This window comes from Blautia sp. BIOML-A1, from assembly GCF_009883055.1.
Taxonomy (GTDB): Bacteria; Bacillota; Clostridia; order Lachnospirales; family Lachnospiraceae; genus Blautia_A.
The window spans coordinates 1-18,481 of sequence record NZ_WWVR01000013.1; the positions used below are offsets into that span (position 1 = coordinate 1).

Sequence of the window (18,481 nt, forward strand, 5' to 3'; positions counted from 1 at the left end):
AAACGAAGGGGCAGTTCTCTGCAATGTCAAAACTGCTTTTTCGTTTACACCATCAGCGATTGTAACCTAAAGAATTTGATGCTCCCATTATACCATCTCCCTACATCTCCTTCAACGTAAAACTCACCGTCCAAAGCCCTTTATAACTGGTATCCTTTTTCAGCTTCGCCTTATACCCCGTCACATACATCTCAGCCAGTTTCAGCTCCGCTGTCTCCACATCAAAATACTGCACGCTGATCTTATCCTTCTTCGCATACCCCGCCAGCTTCTTCAACCACTTCGCCGTAACAGAAAACGACACCGGGATCCGCGCAACACCATGCCGCACCACATCCCTCTGTGTCGTCCCAGCCTCCGTCTCACCGCCGGAATCCGCTTCCACATCCTCCAGTTCCACCTCATAAGAATCCGGAAGCGGCAGGTTCTCCCCGTCAAACACAAGATACTGAAAAAAAGCCATCCTATCTACCTCCGCTCCTCAGACTCATTCTCTGCTGTGCTGTCACGATCACCTCATCCAGCAGCTGGTTCCCCAGATAAACCGGAATCACCAGATCCCCCTGCTGTCCTTTCTGATCACCCAGCACATCTTTCAGCGCCGCCACAATACCGGCTGTCAGATCCACACCGCCGGACGGTCCTGTACCGGTCATCACACCGCCATCTGCCACAGCCATCTGCGGCGAAACCACCATATCCGCAGCCACACTGTTCACAGCCGCCTTTACCATTCCCCTGCTCTTCTCAATGCCCTCAGCCAGACCACTCATAAAGTCCGGCATCCAGCTTTCAAAATCCGTCAGAGGTCCTTCATCCGGAACAGAGAAATGCAGATGGGAACGGATTGTATTGGCTACATCCGTCACTGCATTGGCAACTGCACCAATACAGCTCCGGATTCCATTCACAATGCCATTGATGATATCCGCGCCCTACCGCCATCCGGCAGATGCAAGGCTTGTAATATAATTCACCGCATTACCCAGTCCGTCCCTGATCGTATTATAAATTCCGGAAATCGTGCTCCGGATCCCGGACCACATGGCATTAAAAGCACTGGAAACTGTATTCTTAATCCCGTTTACCACAGAAGAAATCGTATTCCGGATCCCATTCCACACGGAATTGACAGTACCCCTGATTCCATTCAGCACGGTAGAAATAATTGTCCGGATACCATTCCAGACCGTAGAGATCACCGTCCGGATCGCATTCATCACCGTAGTGATAGTTGTTTTGATTCCGTTCCAGGCACTCTGCAAAAATGTCCGGATCCCGTTCACCACATTCGTAATGACAGACTTAATCCCATTCCAGACAGAACCCAGAAATGCAGAAATCGCATTCCATACAGCCATAACCGTTGCCCTGATCCCATTCCACGCTCCCACAAGGAAAGTAGAAATTGCAGTGACAACCGTTGTGAACAGTGTCTTAATCCCAGCCCACAGACCGGAAAAGAAATCCCTGATGCCATTCCATACAGCCACCGCCGTATTCCGGATCCCGTTCCATGCAGAAACCAGAAACTGGGAAACCGCCGTCCATACCTGGACAGCGGCTTCCTTAATCTCATTCCACAGCCTGATCCAGAACTGCCGGAACTCTTCATTCGTATTCCAGAGATAAATAAAAGCCGCCACTAAAGCTGCAATGGCAGCGATCACAATGGCGATCGGATTTGCCATCATCGTGGCACTCAGCGCCGCAAAAGCACCCTTCACCGCACTGATCGCACCGGCAAGCTTCGGTGCACATGTCATAATCGTTCCAATGGCCGAAAGGGTCTTGCCTATGATGATCAGCACAGGTCCCAGAGCCGCAGCCAGAAGTGCAACGATCATGATCACACGTTTCACCCCGTCCGTCATGGCATTCAGCACATCCACCATCCCCTGCAGTCCGGAAACAATACTCCGCACCGCAGGCATCAGCAGATCCCCGAAAGAGATCGCCAGCTCCTGAAGCTGTGACTTCAGAATAGTCAGCTGTCCTTCCAGATTATCCTGCATGGTATCCGCCATGTTCTTTGCCGCATCCTTACAGTTATTCACTGCCCCGGACACCTTTTCAATATCCTCCGGAGCCGCATTCATCAGCGCAAGGAACCCTGACATTGCATTCTTTCCAACCAGAGCCTCCGCATTATTTGCCTTCTCGGCTTCCGTCATTCCTGCAAAAGCTCCCCTGCAGTCAGCCAAAATTGCAGACAGGCTCCGCATGGAACCGTCCGCATTGGTCGTGGCAATGGTCACATCCCCGATCGCCGCACCCGACAGCTTCACATCCCCGGTCAGGTTGGTCATGATGGAACGCATGGAAGTACCCGCCTGGGAAGCCTTGATACCGGCATTCCCCATCAGACCGATAGCTTCTGCCGTATCCTCAACCGAGAATACCAACGCCCCGGCAGCCGCCAGCACATCCACAAAATGTCCCGAATCCGCTGCAGTCAGCCCAAAAGCCGTCAGCGCGTCCGTCACAATATCAGAAGTCGTTGCCAGATCTTCCCCGGAGGCTGTCAAAATCCGATCCCGTTGCCCCGGACACAGCCGCCACCTTACTCATCGCAGAGTCAAAATCAGCGGCAGTTTTCACCGCCGCCGTTCCAAGCCCTGTCACCACTCCCGTCACAGGAAGCAGCTTCTGCCCAACAGAAGAAATCTTGTTTCCAACCGTCTGCAGCTTTTCACCGGTTGCCCCGATTTTCTGCAGGGCAGTCGCAGACTGGTTCGCCTGCTCTTCCAGACTCCGCAGTCTCTGTTCCGTCTCAATAATCTCCCTCTGCAGGGCATCATACTGGTCCTGGGAAATCGTTCCTTTCCGCAATGCCTCATCCGCCTGCTGCTGTGCAGTCTTCAAAGTCTCCAGCTTTTCCCTTGTTTCAGAAACCGCCTGTGCCAGCAGTCTGTGCTTCTGCGCGATCAGCTCCGTATTCCCCGGATCCAGCTTCAGAAGCTTCTCCACGTCTTTCAGCTGGCTCTGCGTATTCCTGATCTCCGTATTAATCCCTTTCAGGGCAGTCTGCACTTTCGTGGTATCGCCGCCAATCTCGACAGTGATCCCTTTAATTCTGTTCCCTGCCATACGGCTCACCCCCTAAATCCCATAAAAAAAGGCACAAAAATACCCAGATCACTCCGGGCACAAAAAAGCATCTGCCATTCCTGACAAATGCTTTCCATATCTTCTTTTATTAAATCAATAGAACTGAAAGTTGTAGAACAATCTCTCTACCGTTCATACGATGCAATGATTTCTTTGCTGTCTGCAATTCTATAATCAAGTGTTCCCAAATTACCAATCAAGTTAAATGTCATATCTGCATTAACCTGCAATTCATCTTCAATCCTGGATGCAGACGGCTCATCTTTTAGAAAAACGCTTAATCCATAAGGCTCTGTTTCAGACTGTATCTCTATACTGTCATATGAATATCCCTCTGGATACTCTTGACTACTTACAATATTTATAACATTCGAAGAATCTCCTACATAATCTGTCTTATACTGCGACAGATCAGGAATTTCGTACAGTTTTTCTTTTTTCCCGCACTCCGAAATCAACATTATTGATACCGTAACTAACATAATTGCAAGTACTTTTTTCTTCATAGAAACACCACCTGAAAACTTTTATTTATCTTCTAACTCAAATCCGAGTTCTTTCAGTTCTTTTTCGTTTCTGACATCTTCATCAGTTTTCTTTCCAGTGATGGCGCTGTAGGCTTCTTTGATACCATTTTTCACTGCCCATTTGATAACGAAATACAGTGCGATCAAAATAACAATTGCGGTTCCTCCACTTATGCCTAATTCATTCCACATAATCATTAACTCCTCCGATTTCGTGACTTTCAATTTATTTTCAACTTTGCAGGCTGGGATTTATCATTGAATAAACCACATCCATACTCCAACTACTATAAGCAATATACCTGATATTCTTCCTGCAAATTTCGACTTTTTATATCCTAGAAAATTTATTGTTTCGGGAGTTGTAAATGGCAATAAAACAACATCTATACCCATTACTATAATTCCAATTCCTATTATAAAGACATTATTGTTAGAAATAATGCCATAAAACATAACTAAGAAGCCCAAAATAATGCCTAATATAAAATACTTGATTTTATGGCTGTCTTTATCCACCATCTTTTCATAACAATTTTCACATTTGCTGTTACAAAACTCAAAATTGTCATTTAATTTTTTTCCACAATATTTACATTTTTTCATACTGTTTCCTCGGTAATCCTCAAAAATTCATTCAACAGCTCACGATTTTCTCAATTCTCCAAACTTAAATTTGCTTTGTAACTATGACTTTTCCTTCAGAATCCAGAAGAGGTGTAATACTGGCTCCAAGTCCGGAGTTCCAACAAAGGTAGTTAACCCCAGTCTCCTTATCTACAAGAATTTGACGAATTCCTTCATCTTTAAGCATACTTCCGTCTTTAAATATAACTTCAAATCTTTCTTCTTTCTTTGCCATGTTTACTCCTCTTTTCTCAAGCGTTAAATTTTGATAAACCCATTATACCCTTTCTGAATCATCCTGTCACCACATTTCATCAGATCAGAACCTGTCAAAATCCTCCTGTGTGGCAACCTGTTTTCCATAGAATTGACTCCTTTCAGATTTGACTAATAGATTTTCAGATAAAAAGAAAAAGCCGCTGACACGTTATCTTCTAACGCATCAACAGCTTCTATCCTACTTTAATTCAGTGTATTATTCGGTTTTGTAAAGGTTTATTTGCTTTCAGCATTCTCCCTGATATGGTAATAATCATCCATATCAATGCCTATTTTTACCTTGGCATCTGGTTTTCGTTTGCCCAAAAGGCACACAGTCTCGACGGTACTTTCGTTGTCCCAACAAAGTTCCTGTGTCTCCCTGTCTCCGAAATACACAGGAAAACGGAACTTTATGTGCTTCAGGAATCTGCCATCTGGCTGCTCCTGCTCGTAAATGTCCACCTGTTCTACAAAGCTGTTAAGAAATTCTTTCTTCTCCAGGTCGGTGAACTTATCATATAGTTTATCAAAATATAAAAGGAATTGATAGACATTTTCTTCTGATATTTTCTGTTGCCGGATATTCAGCAGGCGGTTCTTGACTTCTTCTATACTGTTCTCCACGCCTTCAATCTCATCATACAAACGGTATAACCTTGTCTCCATATCCTGATATTTCTTCTCATAAAATTTATCCATGATATCCAGATTGTCCATCTGCTGTCCAAGTCTTGCTTTTGCTCCGATCAGCTGCCTGTGCTGCTTTTCCAATCCTTCAATCTCTTTTTCTATTTCTTCTGTATCAATTCTTGAACCGATTTTATTCAGAATTGCTTCTTCAAATTTAGGATTCTTCACCAGCTTCCGAATAACTTCTTCCACTGCATTGTTAATCTTCTCCTCACTCCATTGTTTACGATATCCACATTTATGACCATCTACCAGGCGACGATGTTTGCAGGCATAATAGAAATAATCCTTATATAAGGTTCCGTCTTTCTTTTTCTTTCGGTTTACGTTTCCATACATACCGCTTCCACATAACGGACATCTCAATATTCCGGATAAAATATGCTCATGATCCAGACTATGCGTCTTTTCATATTTCACACCTGTTTTTTCCCGTTTTTGATGTGCCAGCTCCCAATCTGTTTCTGAAATAATTCCTTCGTGGATACCATCATGCAGCATATAATTTTCCTGTTTTACAATGCGATATTCATTTCTTGTTCCTGAAACTTTCTCGTTCTTCCTTCGTCCATAAGCCAACTTTCCACAGTATACCGGATTATCCAGAACGCCTTTTATAAACGAAGAGGCAAATGCGTCCAGTGTATTATTCTGTCGTTTTTTCTTTTTATATCCATGCTGGTTCAGCCATGCGGCAATCGCAGAGATTCCCATATTGGTATGAATAAATTTGTCATAGATCAGACGAATAATCTCTGCTTCGTCCTCTGCAATCTGCAATTCTCCATTTACCAATTCATAGCCATATGGAGCAAATCCACCGTTCCATTTTCCTTCCCTGGCTTTCTGCTTACGTCCCTCCATTGTCTGAACAAGGATATTCTCTCGTTCAATCTCTGCCACCGCAGACAGAACAGAAATCATCAGCTTTCCACTATCTTTTGAGCTGTCAATTCCATCTTCAACACAGATCAGATTCACTCCAAAATCCTGCATCCTCTGCAAAGAATTTAAAACATCTGCCGCATTACGACCGAATCTGGAAAGCTTGAACACCAGTACAAACTGTACCTCATCTGTTCCATTCTCAATATTATCCAACATTCTCTGAAATTCCGGTCTGCCCTCTACGCTCTTTCCAGACTTACCTTCATCTGAATACTCATTTACGATTTCCATATTCTGAAATTCCGCATATCTCTTGAGTTTTTCTTTCTGAGCATCCAGACTGTAGCCATCTACCTGCATGGTTGTGGATACTCTGGTATATATATCGCATTTAATCTTTTTATTCTTCATAATCTTCCTCGCAGTATAACTCTGTTTCATTGTCCCAACCTTATTTTAGTACTTGTTCCAACTATTTTCAATACTTATTTTCCGTATTGACGCATTTCTTCGCCAATCGTATAATTAAGTTAGATACAGAGCATTTCTGTTATCAAAATATTGCCCGCCCACCATTGGCGACTTATAAATGATTGGCTCGAAAATATTGTTCGCTTACCGGAAGCGTCTAATAAATGTCCGGCTTGAAAATTATTTAGAAATAATTTCTGTTTTTGATATTGTGTTTTTATCACACATTGCATATACTATAAATACACAAAAAAGCCAAAAAAGAGGAGGTGTTAGTATGGCTACTTCAAGTATTACTCATAATTTTGTCGTATCCAATCCAAATAGCGTAAAGCGTTTTGTCGCAGCAATTGACGAAGCCGACCGTGACCGCACACCAAAGCAGACACTTCCCGGACGTCAGTTAACGAACCCACAGGAAATCTTAGCTTTAATGTCAAAAAGGAAGAAAAAACATGTCTGATAAATATTTTACCGTTAATATTCGGGCATATTTGGATAAAGACGAACCGACATATATCGGAGAGGAAAGTCTTTACGACTTACTCTCCGATTTTTCTTGTCCCAAAAATCCCGATGTGGAATACTTTTTATTACATAATGCGATTGAGTTTACCAAAAAAGATCAATCTATCACTTATCTGGTATTTGATGCTGAAGATGCTTCACTGGTTGGTTATTTTTCACTTACAATAAAACCAATCTCTGTCCGTGCTTCAAATATCAGCAAGACAATGGCAAAAAAACTGTCCCGTGTCAGTATTTTGGATGAAGAAACACAATCCTATACTACCGCAGCTTACTTGATCGCCCAGTTGGGAAAGAACTATTCTCTTCCAAAGGAAAAACGAATTCCTGGAAATATTCTACTGGGATTTGCACTGGAAACCATATCCAGTCTCAAATATTCCGTAGGTGGCGTTATGGAGTTTCTTGAATGCGAAGATAATGAATTTCTTCTGAGCTTTTATACGCAGAATCATTTCAAGCCATTTGATACGCGTATTACCGCTTCTCAGAATAATGAGCCACACACTCTGCATCAGCTTTTAAAATTTATTTGATTTAAAAATGCATGAAAAAAGCGACAGTCTGATTTACATTTTGTATTTCAGGAAACTGCCGCTTCTTTTTCTTCCTTATTCTGTTTTTTTTCCTCCAACTCCCGGAGGACTTCAGCGCCGTACTTATCAATCATCCGTACCAGAAAATCAATGCACCGCTCAAATTCAATATTCTGTTGCATAAGCTCCTCCCGTTATTGTTTTGATCTGAGCTTATTTTACAGAACCTGCCGGAAAACCACATTGAATAGAAATTGATTGTAAATTGACACAATCAATTTAAAAATATCCGCATTTTCTTGAATCGAATATATGTTCGTGTTATGATAGATATACTTAATCTTAACTACGAAAGGGGAATTTCTATTGAATCGATGCGATTTTTCTTCTATTAGCACTTGCTTAAAAAATCATATCAGCGAAAGTAATCAAATGAGTCAGCCTGATTTTTTATACGAATTATTTGAAGATTTTATGGATGATCCGGTAAATCAGGATTTTTCAATGGACAACGGTCTGGTTTGCCGCTGGATGACTGGTCAGGCTAAAATCAGTCCTAAAATATCCGCTTACTATTCCAAGCCATCCAATCAGGAAAAATTAGCCCATACCATCCACCAGAATCTTCTTCCACTGATGTCTGACTGTAATATGGCTATACAAGATATTTACACTTTATTCATTCAGGATGACAGCATCTCAGATGCAAAAAAGAAAAATCTGACTCCCTTATATAAACCAGCCAGTTCAAGACTGCTGTTTCTTGCAAAACTGATTTCTTTTGGCATGGAACGCCAATTCATCAAACGTAATACCAAAAATCAGAAGCTGCTCGCCGGAGGCGCTTTATCCCCCATTGTGCTGGATTATATTATGGACAGTGAGGTTCCGAAACCATGCCGTCATTTTATCGGAAGAGATAAAAAACTGGAAGAATTATATACCGTGCTTGAGGAAAACCGTCATGTTTTCCTTTGCGGAATCGCCGGAATCGGAAAAAGTGAACTTGCCAAAGCCTACGCAAAGCGGTACATAAAGCAATACACCAATATACTTTATATAGAATATACCGGCAATCTTCATCAGGATATTACTGACATGGATTTTATTGACGATCCGCCGGAAAGCACTGACCAGGAACGGTTTCAAAGACATAACCGTTTTCTGCGTTCCCTGAAATCTGATACTCTGCTTATCATAGATAATTTTAATGTCACTGCGACACAGGACAGCTTTCTGTCAGTAGTATTAAAATATCGCTGCCAGATTTTGTTTACAACCCGAAGCAAACTGGATGAATACTGTACTCTGCCATTAAAAGAAATAGAGGATATGAACGCTCTCTTCCAGCTGGCATCAGTATTTTATTCAGAGGCAGACACGTACCGGGCAACAGTTGAAAAGATCATCGAAACTGTTCACTCTCATACTTTTGCCGTGGAACTGGCAGCAAAACTTCTGGAAAATGGAATCTCAACTCCAGACCAGTTATTAACAAGACTTCAGGTGGAAAAAGCATCTTTCCATAACGAAGATAAAATTAAAATAATCAAAGATGGACAAAGCAGCAAAGCCACCTATTACAGTCATATCCATACGCTGTTTTCTTTATACACTTTATCTCTTGAACAGCAGGATATCATGTGTAATATGTGCTTTCTTCCTTCCACCGGTATTTCTGCCCGTATATTTGCCAAATGGCTGGAAATGCCCACACTAAATGAAATCAACGATTTAATTGAGACTGGTTTCGTTCAGACAACAACACGTCGCACCATCTCTCTGCATCCGATGATTCAGGAAATCACCCTTTCAGAGACAAAACCATCTGTAAGTAGCTGTCACATATTACTGGATTCTTTACAGAAAATATGTTTAATGCATGGAATTGAAGTCGATTATTACAAGAAGCTGTTTCAGACAGCAGGAAACATCATAGAATTGATTGAAAAAGATGATATACCAAAATATCTACTTTTTCTGGAAAATGTTTTTCCATATATGGATAATTATAATTACCAGAAAGGTATGAAAGCAATCATTCAGGAATTGAAAAATTTTTTGAAGCGTAAAGACATTGGCACCGATTCTGACCGGGCATTGTTACTGGATTTTCAGGCTACTCTTGAAATCAAGCCAGAAAAAGCAATAAAACTGGAAAAGGATGCACTTGCCCAGATAGAAACTATCACTGCTGACAATGCTCGCCTTGTTTCCAACCTTCATGCCAATCTCGGTGGACTTTACCGCATGAACGGTCATCCCGATCTTGCAAGAGAACACATGGAAAAAAGTATCTCACTGCTTGACCAATTTAACCTGCTTCATATAAATGACAGCATACCTCAGATTGCCAATTATGCAATGTTCCTGACAGAACAGCAGGAACCCGAAAGAGGCATCTCTGAATTGCAAAAATTATCCGGCATCATCAAGGAATACCATTCCGATGACTGTCTGGATTATGCCAAAGTACAGGAAACCCTTGGAACCATTTATCTGATGACTGCCAATCTTCCGCAAGCCAAAACACATTTTAAAAGAGCTTTCAAAATATATGAAAAGATCTGGGCTGATGAACCAGAAATGATTGGAGCAAAATATCAGGAAATTCAGGAGTTATATCCACAGATTGGATTTTGCATTGGAAAAAATCTATCCGGTCTTTTAACAAAATAAGCATAATTTACGGCGGGCAACTTGCCCGCCGTTATATTCAACTATTCGTCAAATAAATATATGCATCTTCCAAAGTGATATCATTATCCAGGACACAATTCTCATTTGGCTTTCCTTTGCTTAATACTTTCATATGAATTCCATTTTCTACATACTGCTTAGATGATATAGAATAATTGGCTTCTAACAAACGGGCTTCTTCTGCGTTTTGTACCGTACAATTCCAAACACAGCCCTTTGCATTTTCCAGCAACCCACTCACGCTTCCAGAATATAAAAAACTTCCCTTTTTCATAATGGCAAGCTGTGTACAGGTTGCTGCTAAATCTTCTACTACATGAGTGGAAAACAGCACAGTTCTATCCTTTGAAAAATCAACCAAAAGATTGCGGATCCTGATTCTTTCTTCCGGATCTAACCCGGTGGTAGGTTCATCAATAATCAAAAAATCCGGATTATTAAGAAGTGCCTGTATGAGTCCGACACGTCTCTTCATACCACCAGATAATTGCCGCATTTTTTTATTCTGATGCTCTGTAAGAGAAGTCTTTTCCAGATAATAGGTAATTCTTTGTTCGAGGTCATTTCTGGCTACTCCTGACAGTCCCCCCATATATACAAGACATTCTTTCACCGTAAGATTCGGATATAAGTCGATTTCCTGTGGAAGATAACCAATCTTTTTCTGTATTTTCTCATAATTTCCCTCGTTATACAGAATTCCATCAAGGGAAACCATTCCTTCCGTTTGTTTTAAAACAGTTGTAAGAACCCTCATCAAAGTGGTTTTTCCGGCACCATTCTCACCCAAAAGTCCGTAAATTCCCTTAGGTATTTCAAGAGATGCCTTATTTACTGCAACTACACCATTTTTAAATCTAACTGTTAAATCATTTATTCTAATACTCATAATTTATCCTCTTTTCTTTAAAGTCATTGGTAATACTGCAAATAAAAACAGCCCCGCTATAAAAGACACAAGCGTTCCATAAATCCAACTCTCGGACATTAATTGAGTAGGTTCACAAAAGCTGAAAGAAAACAATCCCAGATTTCCGAAAAATGAACTTCCCGCTTTTGATATAAGTCCAATGACAATTCCAAATAAACATCCAATACCTGCCCACATATTTCGAAGCAATGTACACAAAATCACAGAGCATATACTCCAAAGCCAGATAGTTCCAAACATTGCAATGAAATATAAAAGAAATATCTGAATACCCGAAATGCCTTCGTTTACACTGCCCGGTTTTTGCCAGAAAAACAAAACATATCCAACACAGGAAAGTATTAATAAATATAATATTTGAACGCCCACTCTCTGCGATATTACTTTTAACTGCTTTTTTTGATCATACAAATGAAATACATCGGCACGCTTACTTTTTACTTCCATCAAATATGTGTCACTACAAAAAATAATTGTTAAAAATGCTATTGGCGACTGAATCGCTGAACCGATTTCTTCATAGTATATAATCGGATGAATAGCACACAATATCAGTATAAATGCACATGAATAAAAAATCTTATATAACGACAGGCAGTTTTTTAGTTCCGTTTTCAATGAACCCTCCTCCTTTTCCAGATTGTAACAGAAATACATACTAATATAACTGATGAAATTACAAGAATAATCTGATTTATGTTTGACATTTTGGCTACATGTGTTTCAAAAAATCTGCCAGGGAATCGCACCATAATAGAGAACGGTCTCATATAATAAATATCATTCTTCATGGTCAGCATATTTGAATATATAATGTGTAAAAACAAGATTGGTGCTGCCGGAAGCGGATTTTTAAATATTAATGCTGTAATTGTATAGACACAACATATCATCAAAAGATTCGGAACAATATAGATCAGAGAATTCACGCAAAAATCAATTGGTGTTACTGGAAAGCCCGATTCTAAAGACGTTTTCAAACACAGCATAAAGAATATAACATTCAAAATCACTAATACTCCCAGCATACTAATGAATCCGCTTATTACTTTCCCACATATATATTGGATTGCCGTAACAGGCTTTGTATGTAATAATTCATAGGTACTTTTTCGTGTATCCTGAATAAATAAAAATGATAGCAAGACTGTTGCAAAAAAGGCCATATGCAATCCTGCAAAATCCGTAAATTTTTTGGCAAAGTACCAGGAAAAAGAATGTTCGGATAATTTCCGCTCGATATAATGATTGATTTCTTCTGCTGTCCCCTTATGAATTTCAAGGTCCTCATAAGCATATATTGCATTATAATAGCCATATTGGGATTCCAAAAACTCAGAAGCAGTCTTTACATCCATATTCTGAATTTCTTTCATTACATGATCTGCTTCCTGCCTGCTAAATCCAAAACCATTTTTGGAGGTGTCCATTAACGTCTCTTTGATCGTATCTTCCCACTCCCTTCTTCTTTCTTTATCATCAGATGTGGGAATGTACCCATCCATGACATCAGCATCTTCCAATGCTACGTCATTTTGTGTGATCTGTTCATTCTGTTTGATATAATGAATTTGCAAATACGATGACAGACATTGATACATACTGGCAACTATAATAATCAAGCCAATCCACAAAACAGGGTTCTTTAAATAATCAAGTATACTTCTTTTTATGATTGTTTTCATTGTATCTCTTCCTTTCTTTATTTCTTTAACAACATCATACAAATCAATTCTCAATAAATTCACAACAAAAAAGACTAAAACCACTTTATTTGTGATTTCAGCCTTATAAAGTATTTTTATTCAGCTTTGAAAAGAGCTTCTACATGAGCACCGCCTTGTCTGGCATTATATATTTTCAAATTTCCTCCATGCTTTTCACAGAAAATACGAGAAATATACATACCAAGGCCAAAATGCTTTAAATCATCTTGTGGATTCTTATGATAAAATGGCTCTGTTACTTTTTCCTCAGTATCCACAAATCCTATTCCATCATCTTCAACAGAAATTATAAGAAAACCATCCTTTTTCTTTATCTGCAAAGCAATACTTTTTTGTGCATATCGAACCGCATTTTCCAGTAAGTTGTCTGTCACTTCCATGACAAGTTCCTCATCCACTTTCACAATGTTTTGTTCCTGCACTCTTTCTACCTTACATAATTTACTTTCCTTCTTGGACAGCATGGCAGCTTCTGCCTCAATCTTTTTTGCCAGTTCCGATAACTCTATCTCTGAGCATTGCAGTTCCCTCTGTTCTAAATGGGACATTTTTCTCATGTTTTCCGTGAAATGCTCTATACGGTCAATCTGATACATGCCTGTTTGTAAGATATCAATAACATCCTCTGTTTTTATACTCTCGGCAGAAACAAACTCTAAGAGCATTTCCTGATACCCACGCAATATGGAAAGTGGAGAACGTATATCATGTGCAATTGCATTCCGCAAAGCCTTCTCGTCATCAATCATTCGCCACATCTTTCTGTTGTTATCTGCTAAATCACTTCGCATCATTTCAAATTCTTTACACAAAGTTCCCATCTCATCTTTATTTTCATAGGACACATGAAAATCCAGTTCATTATCTGCAATCATTTGTGAGGCATCTTTTAGTTCCTGTAGAGGTGTCTTTAACTTATTTTTATAAAAAAAGAATACCGCAACAACACTCCCAACAATCGAAAAAATCAGTACCGAATATGTTTCCATAAAGTCACACATTTCCGAAAGATGATAGTCCAAACGATTCATCTGCGATTGATTAGGTCTTGATATCTCAATCTCGTATTTCTTTCCATATTGCTGAAACACGTCCGTATAATCTGCATAATCAATATATTTTTCCCATATTTTATTCTGCATATTTCCTGCAAAATGAACTGTAACTCCAGATAACAGAAATGCTGCCGTTAAGCTGATCACAAAATAAAGCAGAATTGTTTTTTTCAGTGACAAGTTTCTTATTTTTTCCATCGGTATCCAATCCCCCATACAGTTTCTATGTATTCTTTTTCTGAATAATCCGCTATTTTTTTCCTTATACGCCGTACTAATTCCGTTATCGTTCTACTGTCCCCTTCCGCATCATATCCACAGACTTGTGCATATATACGTTCTTTATCAAACACCTGCCCTGGATGCATGGATAAGAATTCAATAATCTGATATTCAATTTTTGTGAACTCCATCCTGTGTCCGGCTATAGCTACTATTTTTTCAGAATAATCAATCAGCATTTCATCCATGAAACGGTATTCCGTTTTTTGTTGATGCCTTTCTTCTCTCTTTATGTTTGTGACAATCCTTGCTTCCAACTCCCGAAGACTAAATGGTTTCGTAATATAGTCATCCCCACCCGAAAGCAACCCATTAATTTTATCATCTTCATCAACTCTTGCTGTTAGAAACAAAATCGGGCATAACACTTTACTGCGTATCAGACGACATACTTCAATCCCATCCATGCGTGGCATATTGATATCCAACAAAATAATATCCGGTTTCATTTTTATTTTATTTAATGCTTCCATTCCGTCTGTAGCCGTAATGGTTTCATATTGTTTCATATTAAAATAACTACAAAGCATTTTCACCAATTCTTTATCATCATCGACAACTAAAATCTTGTATTTCATCCAAACCACCTCCAGTATCCATATTATACGATAAAAAACAATGAAATCACAACAAGAGTACATGAAGAATGTACGCACAATATATCTTTTTTCTCAATTCCAGCTCAATTTCCCCTCAATGCCTTTTTCCTCCGATTTTCGTATGCTTATCCCACAGCAGAGCAGTACCACACCGGTACGACCTGCTGAATCAATCAATACGAAAACGGAGGTATTTTTTATGCGAGAACTCAGAAACACCAAAATCATTGCTGTAGATCATGGCTACGGCAATATGAAAACAGCAAACACCGTCACCCCAACCGGCATCAAAGCCTATGAAACTGAACCAATCTTCACCGGGAATATTCTGGAATACAACGGCATTTACTACCGGATCGGCGAAGGACACAAAGAATTTATCCCGGATAAAGCTATGGACGAAGAATATTATCTTCTGACGCTAATGGCTATTGCAAGGGAACTGAATGTCTTTTCCATCCGTGAAGCAGATGTTCATCTGGCTGCCGGACTTCCTCTGACATGGATCAGAAATCAAAGAGAAGCTTTTCGTTCCTATCTGCTCCAGAATCCAGAAGTCCATTACCGTTTCAACGGCAAAGAATATCATCTCCGCTTTGTGGGATGTAGCCTTTACCCACAGGGATATCCGGCTATTGTAAACCACCTTGGAAATTTCAAGGGAACTAATCTCCTTGCAGATATCGGAAACGGAACCATGAACATTCTGTATATCAACAATAAGAAAGCACAAGAAAGCCGATGCTGGACAGAAAAACTTGGTGTAAACCAATGCATGATTGCTGCAAAGAACGCTGTTCTGGACAAATTTGGAGTGAAGATTGAAGAATCTACAGTAGAACAGATTCTGCGGTTTGGAACAGCTGACATTTCAGCACCATATATGGATTGTATCAGTTCTATTGCCAGACAGTATGTGGCAGAACTTTTTTCCACACTCCGCAAATATGAATACAATCCTGACCTAATGCACCTGTATGTAGTTGGCGGCGGTGGATGTCTGATCCGTAACTTCGGAACGTATGACAAATTACGAGTCACCATCATTGATGACATCTGCGCCACCGCCAAAGGTTACGAATCTCTGGCTTATATGAGCCTGAAAAGGAGGGGATAAACCATGCAGAACAATATCCGCAACACAAACCTGCGCTTTAATCTGGACAAAGAACAGCAACGGAGAGCCTGGGAATATTTACAGACGATGGACAGGCAGGATTTTAAATCTTACAGTCAGGTAATCTCTCTTGCACTGGTAGATTATTTTGACCGCTACTACCGCACACAGGCTGATCCTTATCTGGAAACAAGAGAACGGGAAGAACTTTTTGTGAAACAGATTGTAGATGCAGTGGAAAACAGTCTGAAACAGGCATTGCCACTTTTTCTTTCCGGACTGACTGCAGGCATGGCGCAAAGGGAGCCCCAAATCAGGGCATCCTTTCCAGCACCTGAAAATTCACAGCCAGATAGTGATGTAGACTGGGATTTTCTTGGGGAATAAACCCTTTTGATTGGAGGTGAACACATGACTGACTTTCTGACAGCAGACACCAACCTGCCATCTTATATGATGTTTCCCCGTTTCCTTCTGGACATGGAAATAAACGAAACTGCCAAAATGCTTTATATTATCCTGCTCGACCGGGCAAGGCTTTCCCAGAAAAATGAGGGGTGGTCAGATACAGACGGTCATGTGTTCATTTACTTTACGATTGAAGCACTGGCAGAAGTTCTCCACAAAAGCCAGATGACGGTTAAAACTGCTCTGGCAGTACTGGAAAAACAGGAGCTTATCTTCCGAAAACGGCAGGGTCCCGGACAGCCCAATCGGATTTATGTAAAACTCCCAAAAGAAACCATCCACTATACAGACAGATTTCTTTCCCTAAGACAGACAAAAAACTGTCCTATTGACAGACAGGATTCTTTTCCTGATACAGACAGAAAACTGTCTGGTAATAAGAAAGAGATAAAAAAGAACAATTTAGCAATAAGAGGGAGTAAGGAGCCACTCTCACCCTATGGAAAATTTCAAAATGTTTTTCTGTCAGAAAAAGAGCTTGAAGATATCCGGCAGACAATCCCTGACTGGAAGGATTATATTGAACGCTTATCCGGTTATATGGCTTCTACCGGAAAGCAATATCAGAACCACGCAGCTACCATCATCAGTTGGGCAAGACAGGATCATCCTGCTTCCCGACAACGAAATTACGAAAGTGAGGAATACGAAACATTATGACAAAATTTATAGAAAAACCAACAGCTATAACCCCAAACAGAGAGCTTCAGTCTGATGAATATTTTAACGAAACAGACCGCCTGATCTACTGTTCCAAATGCAATACGCCAAGGCAATGCAGGCATGAATTACAGGGAAAGGTTCTTATTCCTTCCATCCGCTGTAAATGCCAGCAGGAAATCTTTGAGCAGGAAGAAGCCCAGAGAAAACTTCATGAAAAACAAATGGAAATAGAGCATCTTAAAACCAGCGGCTTACAGGACAAAGCACTCTATGACTACACTTTTGCCAGGGATAACGGCATCAATCCGGAAATAAAACTGGCACACAATTATGTAAGCAACTGGGAAGAGATGAGAGCAAATGCTTCCGGACTTCTCATCTGGGGTGATGTCGGTACTGGAAAATCTTTTTTTGCAGGCTGCATTGCCAATGCCCTTCTGGAAAAAGGCGTTCCTGTACTGATGACCAACTTTTCCCGAATTCTAAATACCCTTACCGGAATGCATTTTGAAGACAGAAACCAGTTCATCAACAGCTTAAACCGCTACAGTCTTCTGATTATTGATGATCTCGGAATTGAGCGGAACTCTGACTTTGCACTGGAACAGGTATTCAATGTGATCGACAGTCGTTACCGAAGTAAAAAGCCCCTGATCATAACGACCAATCTCACTTTATCAGAGCTGAATAACGCCGCTGATATCGCACACAAACGAATTTATGACCGTATTCTGGAGAGATGTATTCCTGTCCGTATCAATAACCGGAATATTCGTCAGGACAATGCAACAGCTAATTTAAAACAGGCAAAAAGAATTCTGTTAAACAATCATGCTCCGAACCAGAACTGAAGCAAAGAAGCATAACACGATAATTATTCTTCACTGACAGTGGTACTACTTTCTTTCCTTATTTATCACCAGAAACATGCCACTGTCAGTTATCCGAAACTATAGTACCAAACCATAAGATTTTAAAACCAATACTGCCCGGATACGGGCATAAAAAGGAGGTGCCAGATATGGCAGATAAAAAAATCATGACACCGGAAGAAAAAGCACTTTTACAGGCAAGACACCGCCAAGAAGAAGCCGAAGCAAGAAATCGCAAAAAAGAACGTGATGCCAGAACACACCGATTAGTCCAGGAAGGAGCCATTTTGGAAAGTATTGTTCCCCATATTAAAGAAATGGATTTGGATTCCCTGAAACGGGAGCTGATAATCCGGCTACGAGGAATGTAAACGCACAAGTTCTACTCCCGAAGGGCGCACTTACTCACCACCTGATAAATCAGGCAG

At 40.4% G+C, this 18,481-nt stretch carries 23 protein-coding genes; 8 read left to right on the plus strand and 15 right to left on the minus strand.

What is annotated here, in order from left to right; all coding sequences use genetic code 11:
- Positions 1 to 100: 100 nt before the first annotated feature.
- From GT674_RS07840 to GT674_RS07870, 9 genes are all read right to left on the minus strand, one after another.
- Positions 101 to 463 carry a hypothetical protein gene (locus tag GT674_RS07840; protein WP_055052359.1) on the minus strand — a complete coding sequence of 121 codons (363 nt, stop codon included), beginning with the start codon at positions 461 to 463 and terminating at the stop codon, positions 101 to 103.
- Between the two features lies 1 nt (position 464).
- Positions 465 to 911 carry a hypothetical protein gene (locus GT674_RS17765; RefSeq protein WP_330585499.1) on the minus strand — a complete coding sequence of 149 codons (447 nt, stop codon included), beginning with the start codon at positions 909 to 911 and terminating at the stop codon, positions 465 to 467.
- Positions 912 to 935: 24 nt separating this feature from the next.
- Complete coding sequence (locus tag GT674_RS17770) at positions 936 to 2,528, minus strand: phage tail tape measure protein (RefSeq protein ID WP_330585500.1); 1,593 nt, start codon at positions 2,526 to 2,528, stop codon at positions 936 to 938.
- Positions 2,491 to 3,090 carry a hypothetical protein gene (locus GT674_RS17775; RefSeq protein ID WP_330585501.1) on the minus strand — a complete coding sequence of 200 codons (600 nt, stop codon included), beginning with the start codon at positions 3,088 to 3,090 and terminating at the stop codon, positions 2,491 to 2,493. The genes GT674_RS17770 and GT674_RS17775 overlap by 38 nt, the downstream gene beginning before the upstream one ends.
- 146 nt (positions 3,091 to 3,236) lie before the next feature.
- On the minus strand, positions 3,237 to 3,617 hold the full coding sequence (locus GT674_RS07850; RefSeq protein WP_161285203.1) for a DUF4825 domain-containing protein: 381 nt from the start codon (positions 3,615 to 3,617) through the stop codon (positions 3,237 to 3,239).
- 21 nt (positions 3,618 to 3,638) lie between these two features.
- The gene (locus tag GT674_RS07855) at positions 3,639 to 3,830 is read right to left on the minus strand and encodes a DUF6019 family protein (protein WP_110102982.1); all 192 of its coding nucleotides are present in this window, start codon (positions 3,828 to 3,830) and stop codon (positions 3,639 to 3,641) included.
- Between the two features lie 63 nt (positions 3,831 to 3,893).
- The gene (locus GT674_RS07860) at positions 3,894 to 4,244 is read right to left on the minus strand and encodes a DUF2116 family Zn-ribbon domain-containing protein (RefSeq protein WP_138343401.1); all 351 of its coding nucleotides are present in this window, start codon (positions 4,242 to 4,244) and stop codon (positions 3,894 to 3,896) included.
- Between the two features lie 64 nt (positions 4,245 to 4,308).
- Positions 4,309 to 4,500 (minus strand): DUF6440 family protein, encoded by a 192-nt coding sequence (locus GT674_RS07865; protein ID WP_110102984.1) that lies wholly within the window; start codon positions 4,498 to 4,500, stop codon positions 4,309 to 4,311.
- A 260-nt stretch (positions 4,501 to 4,760) separates the two neighbouring features.
- A complete protein-coding gene (locus GT674_RS07870; RefSeq protein WP_243149078.1) occupies positions 4,761 to 6,515 on the minus strand; it encodes a recombinase family protein in 1,755 nt (584 codons plus the stop codon).
- A gap of 337 nt (positions 6,516 to 6,852) precedes the next feature.
- On the opposite strand from GT674_RS07870, the gene GT674_RS17385 reads away from it, so the two are divergent.
- Positions 6,853 to 7,038: a hypothetical protein gene (locus tag GT674_RS17385; protein ID WP_014080774.1), complete on the plus strand. Its 186-nt coding sequence runs from the start codon at positions 6,853 to 6,855 to the stop codon at positions 7,036 to 7,038.
- Entirely contained in the window at positions 7,031 to 7,639 is a 609-nt protein-coding gene (locus GT674_RS07880; RefSeq protein WP_005348504.1) for a hypothetical protein, read from the plus strand. The genes GT674_RS17385 and GT674_RS07880 overlap by 8 nt, the downstream gene beginning before the upstream one ends.
- Before the next feature lie 47 nt (positions 7,640 to 7,686).
- Here the strand turns inward: GT674_RS07880 and GT674_RS17635 are convergent, their stop codons facing one another.
- Positions 7,687 to 7,821 (minus strand): hypothetical protein, encoded by a 135-nt coding sequence (locus tag GT674_RS17635; RefSeq protein WP_014080775.1) that lies wholly within the window; start codon positions 7,819 to 7,821, stop codon positions 7,687 to 7,689.
- 250 nt (positions 7,822 to 8,071) lie between these two features.
- Here GT674_RS17635 and GT674_RS07885 point away from each other — a divergent pair, with 250 nt between their 5' ends.
- Positions 8,072 to 10,318 carry a tetratricopeptide repeat protein gene (locus GT674_RS07885; RefSeq protein WP_161285204.1) on the plus strand — a complete coding sequence of 749 codons (2,247 nt, stop codon included), beginning with the start codon at positions 8,072 to 8,074 and terminating at the stop codon, positions 10,316 to 10,318.
- 37 nt (positions 10,319 to 10,355) lie between these two features.
- Here the strand turns inward: GT674_RS07885 and GT674_RS07890 are convergent, their stop codons facing one another.
- From GT674_RS07890 to GT674_RS07910, 5 genes are all read right to left on the minus strand, one after another.
- A complete protein-coding gene (locus tag GT674_RS07890) occupies positions 10,356 to 11,228 on the minus strand; it encodes an ATP-binding cassette domain-containing protein (RefSeq protein WP_005348496.1) in 873 nt (290 codons plus the stop codon).
- A 3-nt stretch (positions 11,229 to 11,231) separates the two neighbouring features.
- On the minus strand, positions 11,232 to 11,888 hold the full coding sequence (locus GT674_RS07895) for a hypothetical protein (protein WP_008705633.1): 657 nt from the start codon (positions 11,886 to 11,888) through the stop codon (positions 11,232 to 11,234).
- Positions 11,885 to 12,955, minus strand: a complete 1,071-nt coding sequence (locus GT674_RS07900; protein ID WP_009265790.1) for an ABC transporter permease subunit — start codon at positions 12,953 to 12,955, stop codon at positions 11,885 to 11,887. The genes GT674_RS07895 and GT674_RS07900 overlap by 4 nt, the downstream gene beginning before the upstream one ends.
- 116 nt (positions 12,956 to 13,071) lie before the next feature.
- Positions 13,072 to 14,250 carry a HAMP domain-containing sensor histidine kinase gene (locus GT674_RS07905; protein ID WP_161285205.1) on the minus strand — a complete coding sequence of 393 codons (1,179 nt, stop codon included), beginning with the start codon at positions 14,248 to 14,250 and terminating at the stop codon, positions 13,072 to 13,074.
- Complete coding sequence (locus GT674_RS07910; protein ID WP_014080778.1) at positions 14,238 to 14,912, minus strand: response regulator transcription factor; 675 nt, start codon at positions 14,910 to 14,912, stop codon at positions 14,238 to 14,240. The genes GT674_RS07905 and GT674_RS07910 overlap by 13 nt, the downstream gene beginning before the upstream one ends.
- A 220-nt stretch (positions 14,913 to 15,132) precedes the next feature.
- Here GT674_RS07910 and GT674_RS07915 point away from each other — a divergent pair, with 220 nt between their 5' ends.
- The 5 genes from GT674_RS07915 to GT674_RS07935 all read left to right on the plus strand — a co-directional run bounded on the left by GT674_RS07915 (position 15,133) and on the right by GT674_RS07935 (position 18,424).
- Positions 15,133 to 16,050: a ParM/StbA family protein gene (locus GT674_RS07915; protein ID WP_015530849.1), complete on the plus strand. Its 918-nt coding sequence runs from the start codon at positions 15,133 to 15,135 to the stop codon at positions 16,048 to 16,050.
- 3 nt (positions 16,051 to 16,053) lie between these two features.
- Positions 16,054 to 16,437: a hypothetical protein gene (locus GT674_RS07920; RefSeq protein WP_005348488.1), complete on the plus strand. Its 384-nt coding sequence runs from the start codon at positions 16,054 to 16,056 to the stop codon at positions 16,435 to 16,437.
- Positions 16,438 to 16,461: 24 nt separating this feature from the next.
- Positions 16,462 to 17,178 carry a replication initiator protein A gene (locus tag GT674_RS07925; protein WP_005348487.1) on the plus strand — a complete coding sequence of 239 codons (717 nt, stop codon included), beginning with the start codon at positions 16,462 to 16,464 and terminating at the stop codon, positions 17,176 to 17,178.
- Positions 17,175 to 18,032 (plus strand): ATP-binding protein, encoded by an 858-nt coding sequence (locus tag GT674_RS07930; protein ID WP_161285206.1) that lies wholly within the window; start codon positions 17,175 to 17,177, stop codon positions 18,030 to 18,032. Before GT674_RS07925 ends, GT674_RS07930 begins: the two co-directional genes overlap by 4 nt.
- 170 nt (positions 18,033 to 18,202) lie before the next feature.
- Complete coding sequence (locus tag GT674_RS07935; protein ID WP_005348485.1) at positions 18,203 to 18,424, plus strand: DUF3847 domain-containing protein; 222 nt, start codon at positions 18,203 to 18,205, stop codon at positions 18,422 to 18,424.
- The last annotated feature ends 57 nt before the right edge of the window (positions 18,425 to 18,481 follow it).

What these genes read in the sequence shown, in the direction of transcription:
- GT674_RS17385 (WP_014080774.1), top strand. Translation starts at nt 6,853, where the DNA reads ATGGCTACTTCAAGTATTACTCATAATTTTGTCGTATCCAATCCAAAT.
- GT674_RS07885 (WP_161285204.1), top strand. Translation starts at nt 8,072, where the DNA reads ATGAGTCAGCCTGATTTTTTATACGAATTATTTGAAGATTTTATGGAT.
- GT674_RS07870 (WP_243149078.1), bottom strand. Translation starts at nt 6,515, where the DNA reads ATGAAGAATAAAAAGATTAAATGCGATATATATACCAGAGTATCCACA.
- GT674_RS07935 (WP_005348485.1), top strand. Translation starts at nt 18,203, where the DNA reads ATGGCAGATAAAAAAATCATGACACCGGAAGAAAAAGCACTTTTACAG.
- GT674_RS07840 (WP_055052359.1), bottom strand. Translation starts at nt 463, where the DNA reads ATGGCTTTTTTTCAGTATCTTGTGTTTGACGGGGAGAACCTGCCGCTT.
- GT674_RS07915 (WP_015530849.1), top strand. Translation starts at nt 15,133, where the DNA reads ATGCGAGAACTCAGAAACACCAAAATCATTGCTGTAGATCATGGCTAC.
- GT674_RS17635 (WP_014080775.1), bottom strand. Translation starts at nt 7,821, where the DNA reads ATGCAACAGAATATTGAATTTGAGCGGTGCATTGATTTTCTGGTACGG.
- GT674_RS07910 (WP_014080778.1), bottom strand. Translation starts at nt 14,912, where the DNA reads ATGAAATACAAGATTTTAGTTGTCGATGATGATAAAGAATTGGTGAAA.
- GT674_RS17775 (WP_330585501.1), bottom strand. Translation starts at nt 3,090, where the DNA reads ATGGCAGGGAACAGAATTAAAGGGATCACTGTCGAGATTGGCGGCGAT.
- GT674_RS07905 (WP_161285205.1), bottom strand. Translation starts at nt 14,250, where the DNA reads ATGGAAAAAATAAGAAACTTGTCACTGAAAAAAACAATTCTGCTTTAT.
- GT674_RS07850 (WP_161285203.1), bottom strand. Translation starts at nt 3,617, where the DNA reads ATGAAGAAAAAAGTACTTGCAATTATGTTAGTTACGGTATCAATAATG.
- GT674_RS07865 (WP_110102984.1), bottom strand. Translation starts at nt 4,500, where the DNA reads ATGGCAAAGAAAGAAGAAAGATTTGAAGTTATATTTAAAGACGGAAGT.
- GT674_RS07860 (WP_138343401.1), bottom strand. Translation starts at nt 4,244, where the DNA reads ATGAAAAAATGTAAATATTGTGGAAAAAAATTAAATGACAATTTTGAG.
- GT674_RS07880 (WP_005348504.1), top strand. Translation starts at nt 7,031, where the DNA reads ATGTCTGATAAATATTTTACCGTTAATATTCGGGCATATTTGGATAAA.
- GT674_RS07890 (WP_005348496.1), bottom strand. Translation starts at nt 11,228, where the DNA reads ATGAGTATTAGAATAAATGATTTAACAGTTAGATTTAAAAATGGTGTA.
- GT674_RS07930 (WP_161285206.1), top strand. Translation starts at nt 17,175, where the DNA reads ATGACAAAATTTATAGAAAAACCAACAGCTATAACCCCAAACAGAGAG.
- GT674_RS07855 (WP_110102982.1), bottom strand. Translation starts at nt 3,830, where the DNA reads ATGTGGAATGAATTAGGCATAAGTGGAGGAACCGCAATTGTTATTTTG.
- GT674_RS07925 (WP_005348487.1), top strand. Translation starts at nt 16,462, where the DNA reads ATGACTGACTTTCTGACAGCAGACACCAACCTGCCATCTTATATGATG.
- GT674_RS07900 (WP_009265790.1), bottom strand. Translation starts at nt 12,955, where the DNA reads ATGAAAACAATCATAAAAAGAAGTATACTTGATTATTTAAAGAACCCT.
- GT674_RS07920 (WP_005348488.1), top strand. Translation starts at nt 16,054, where the DNA reads ATGCAGAACAATATCCGCAACACAAACCTGCGCTTTAATCTGGACAAA.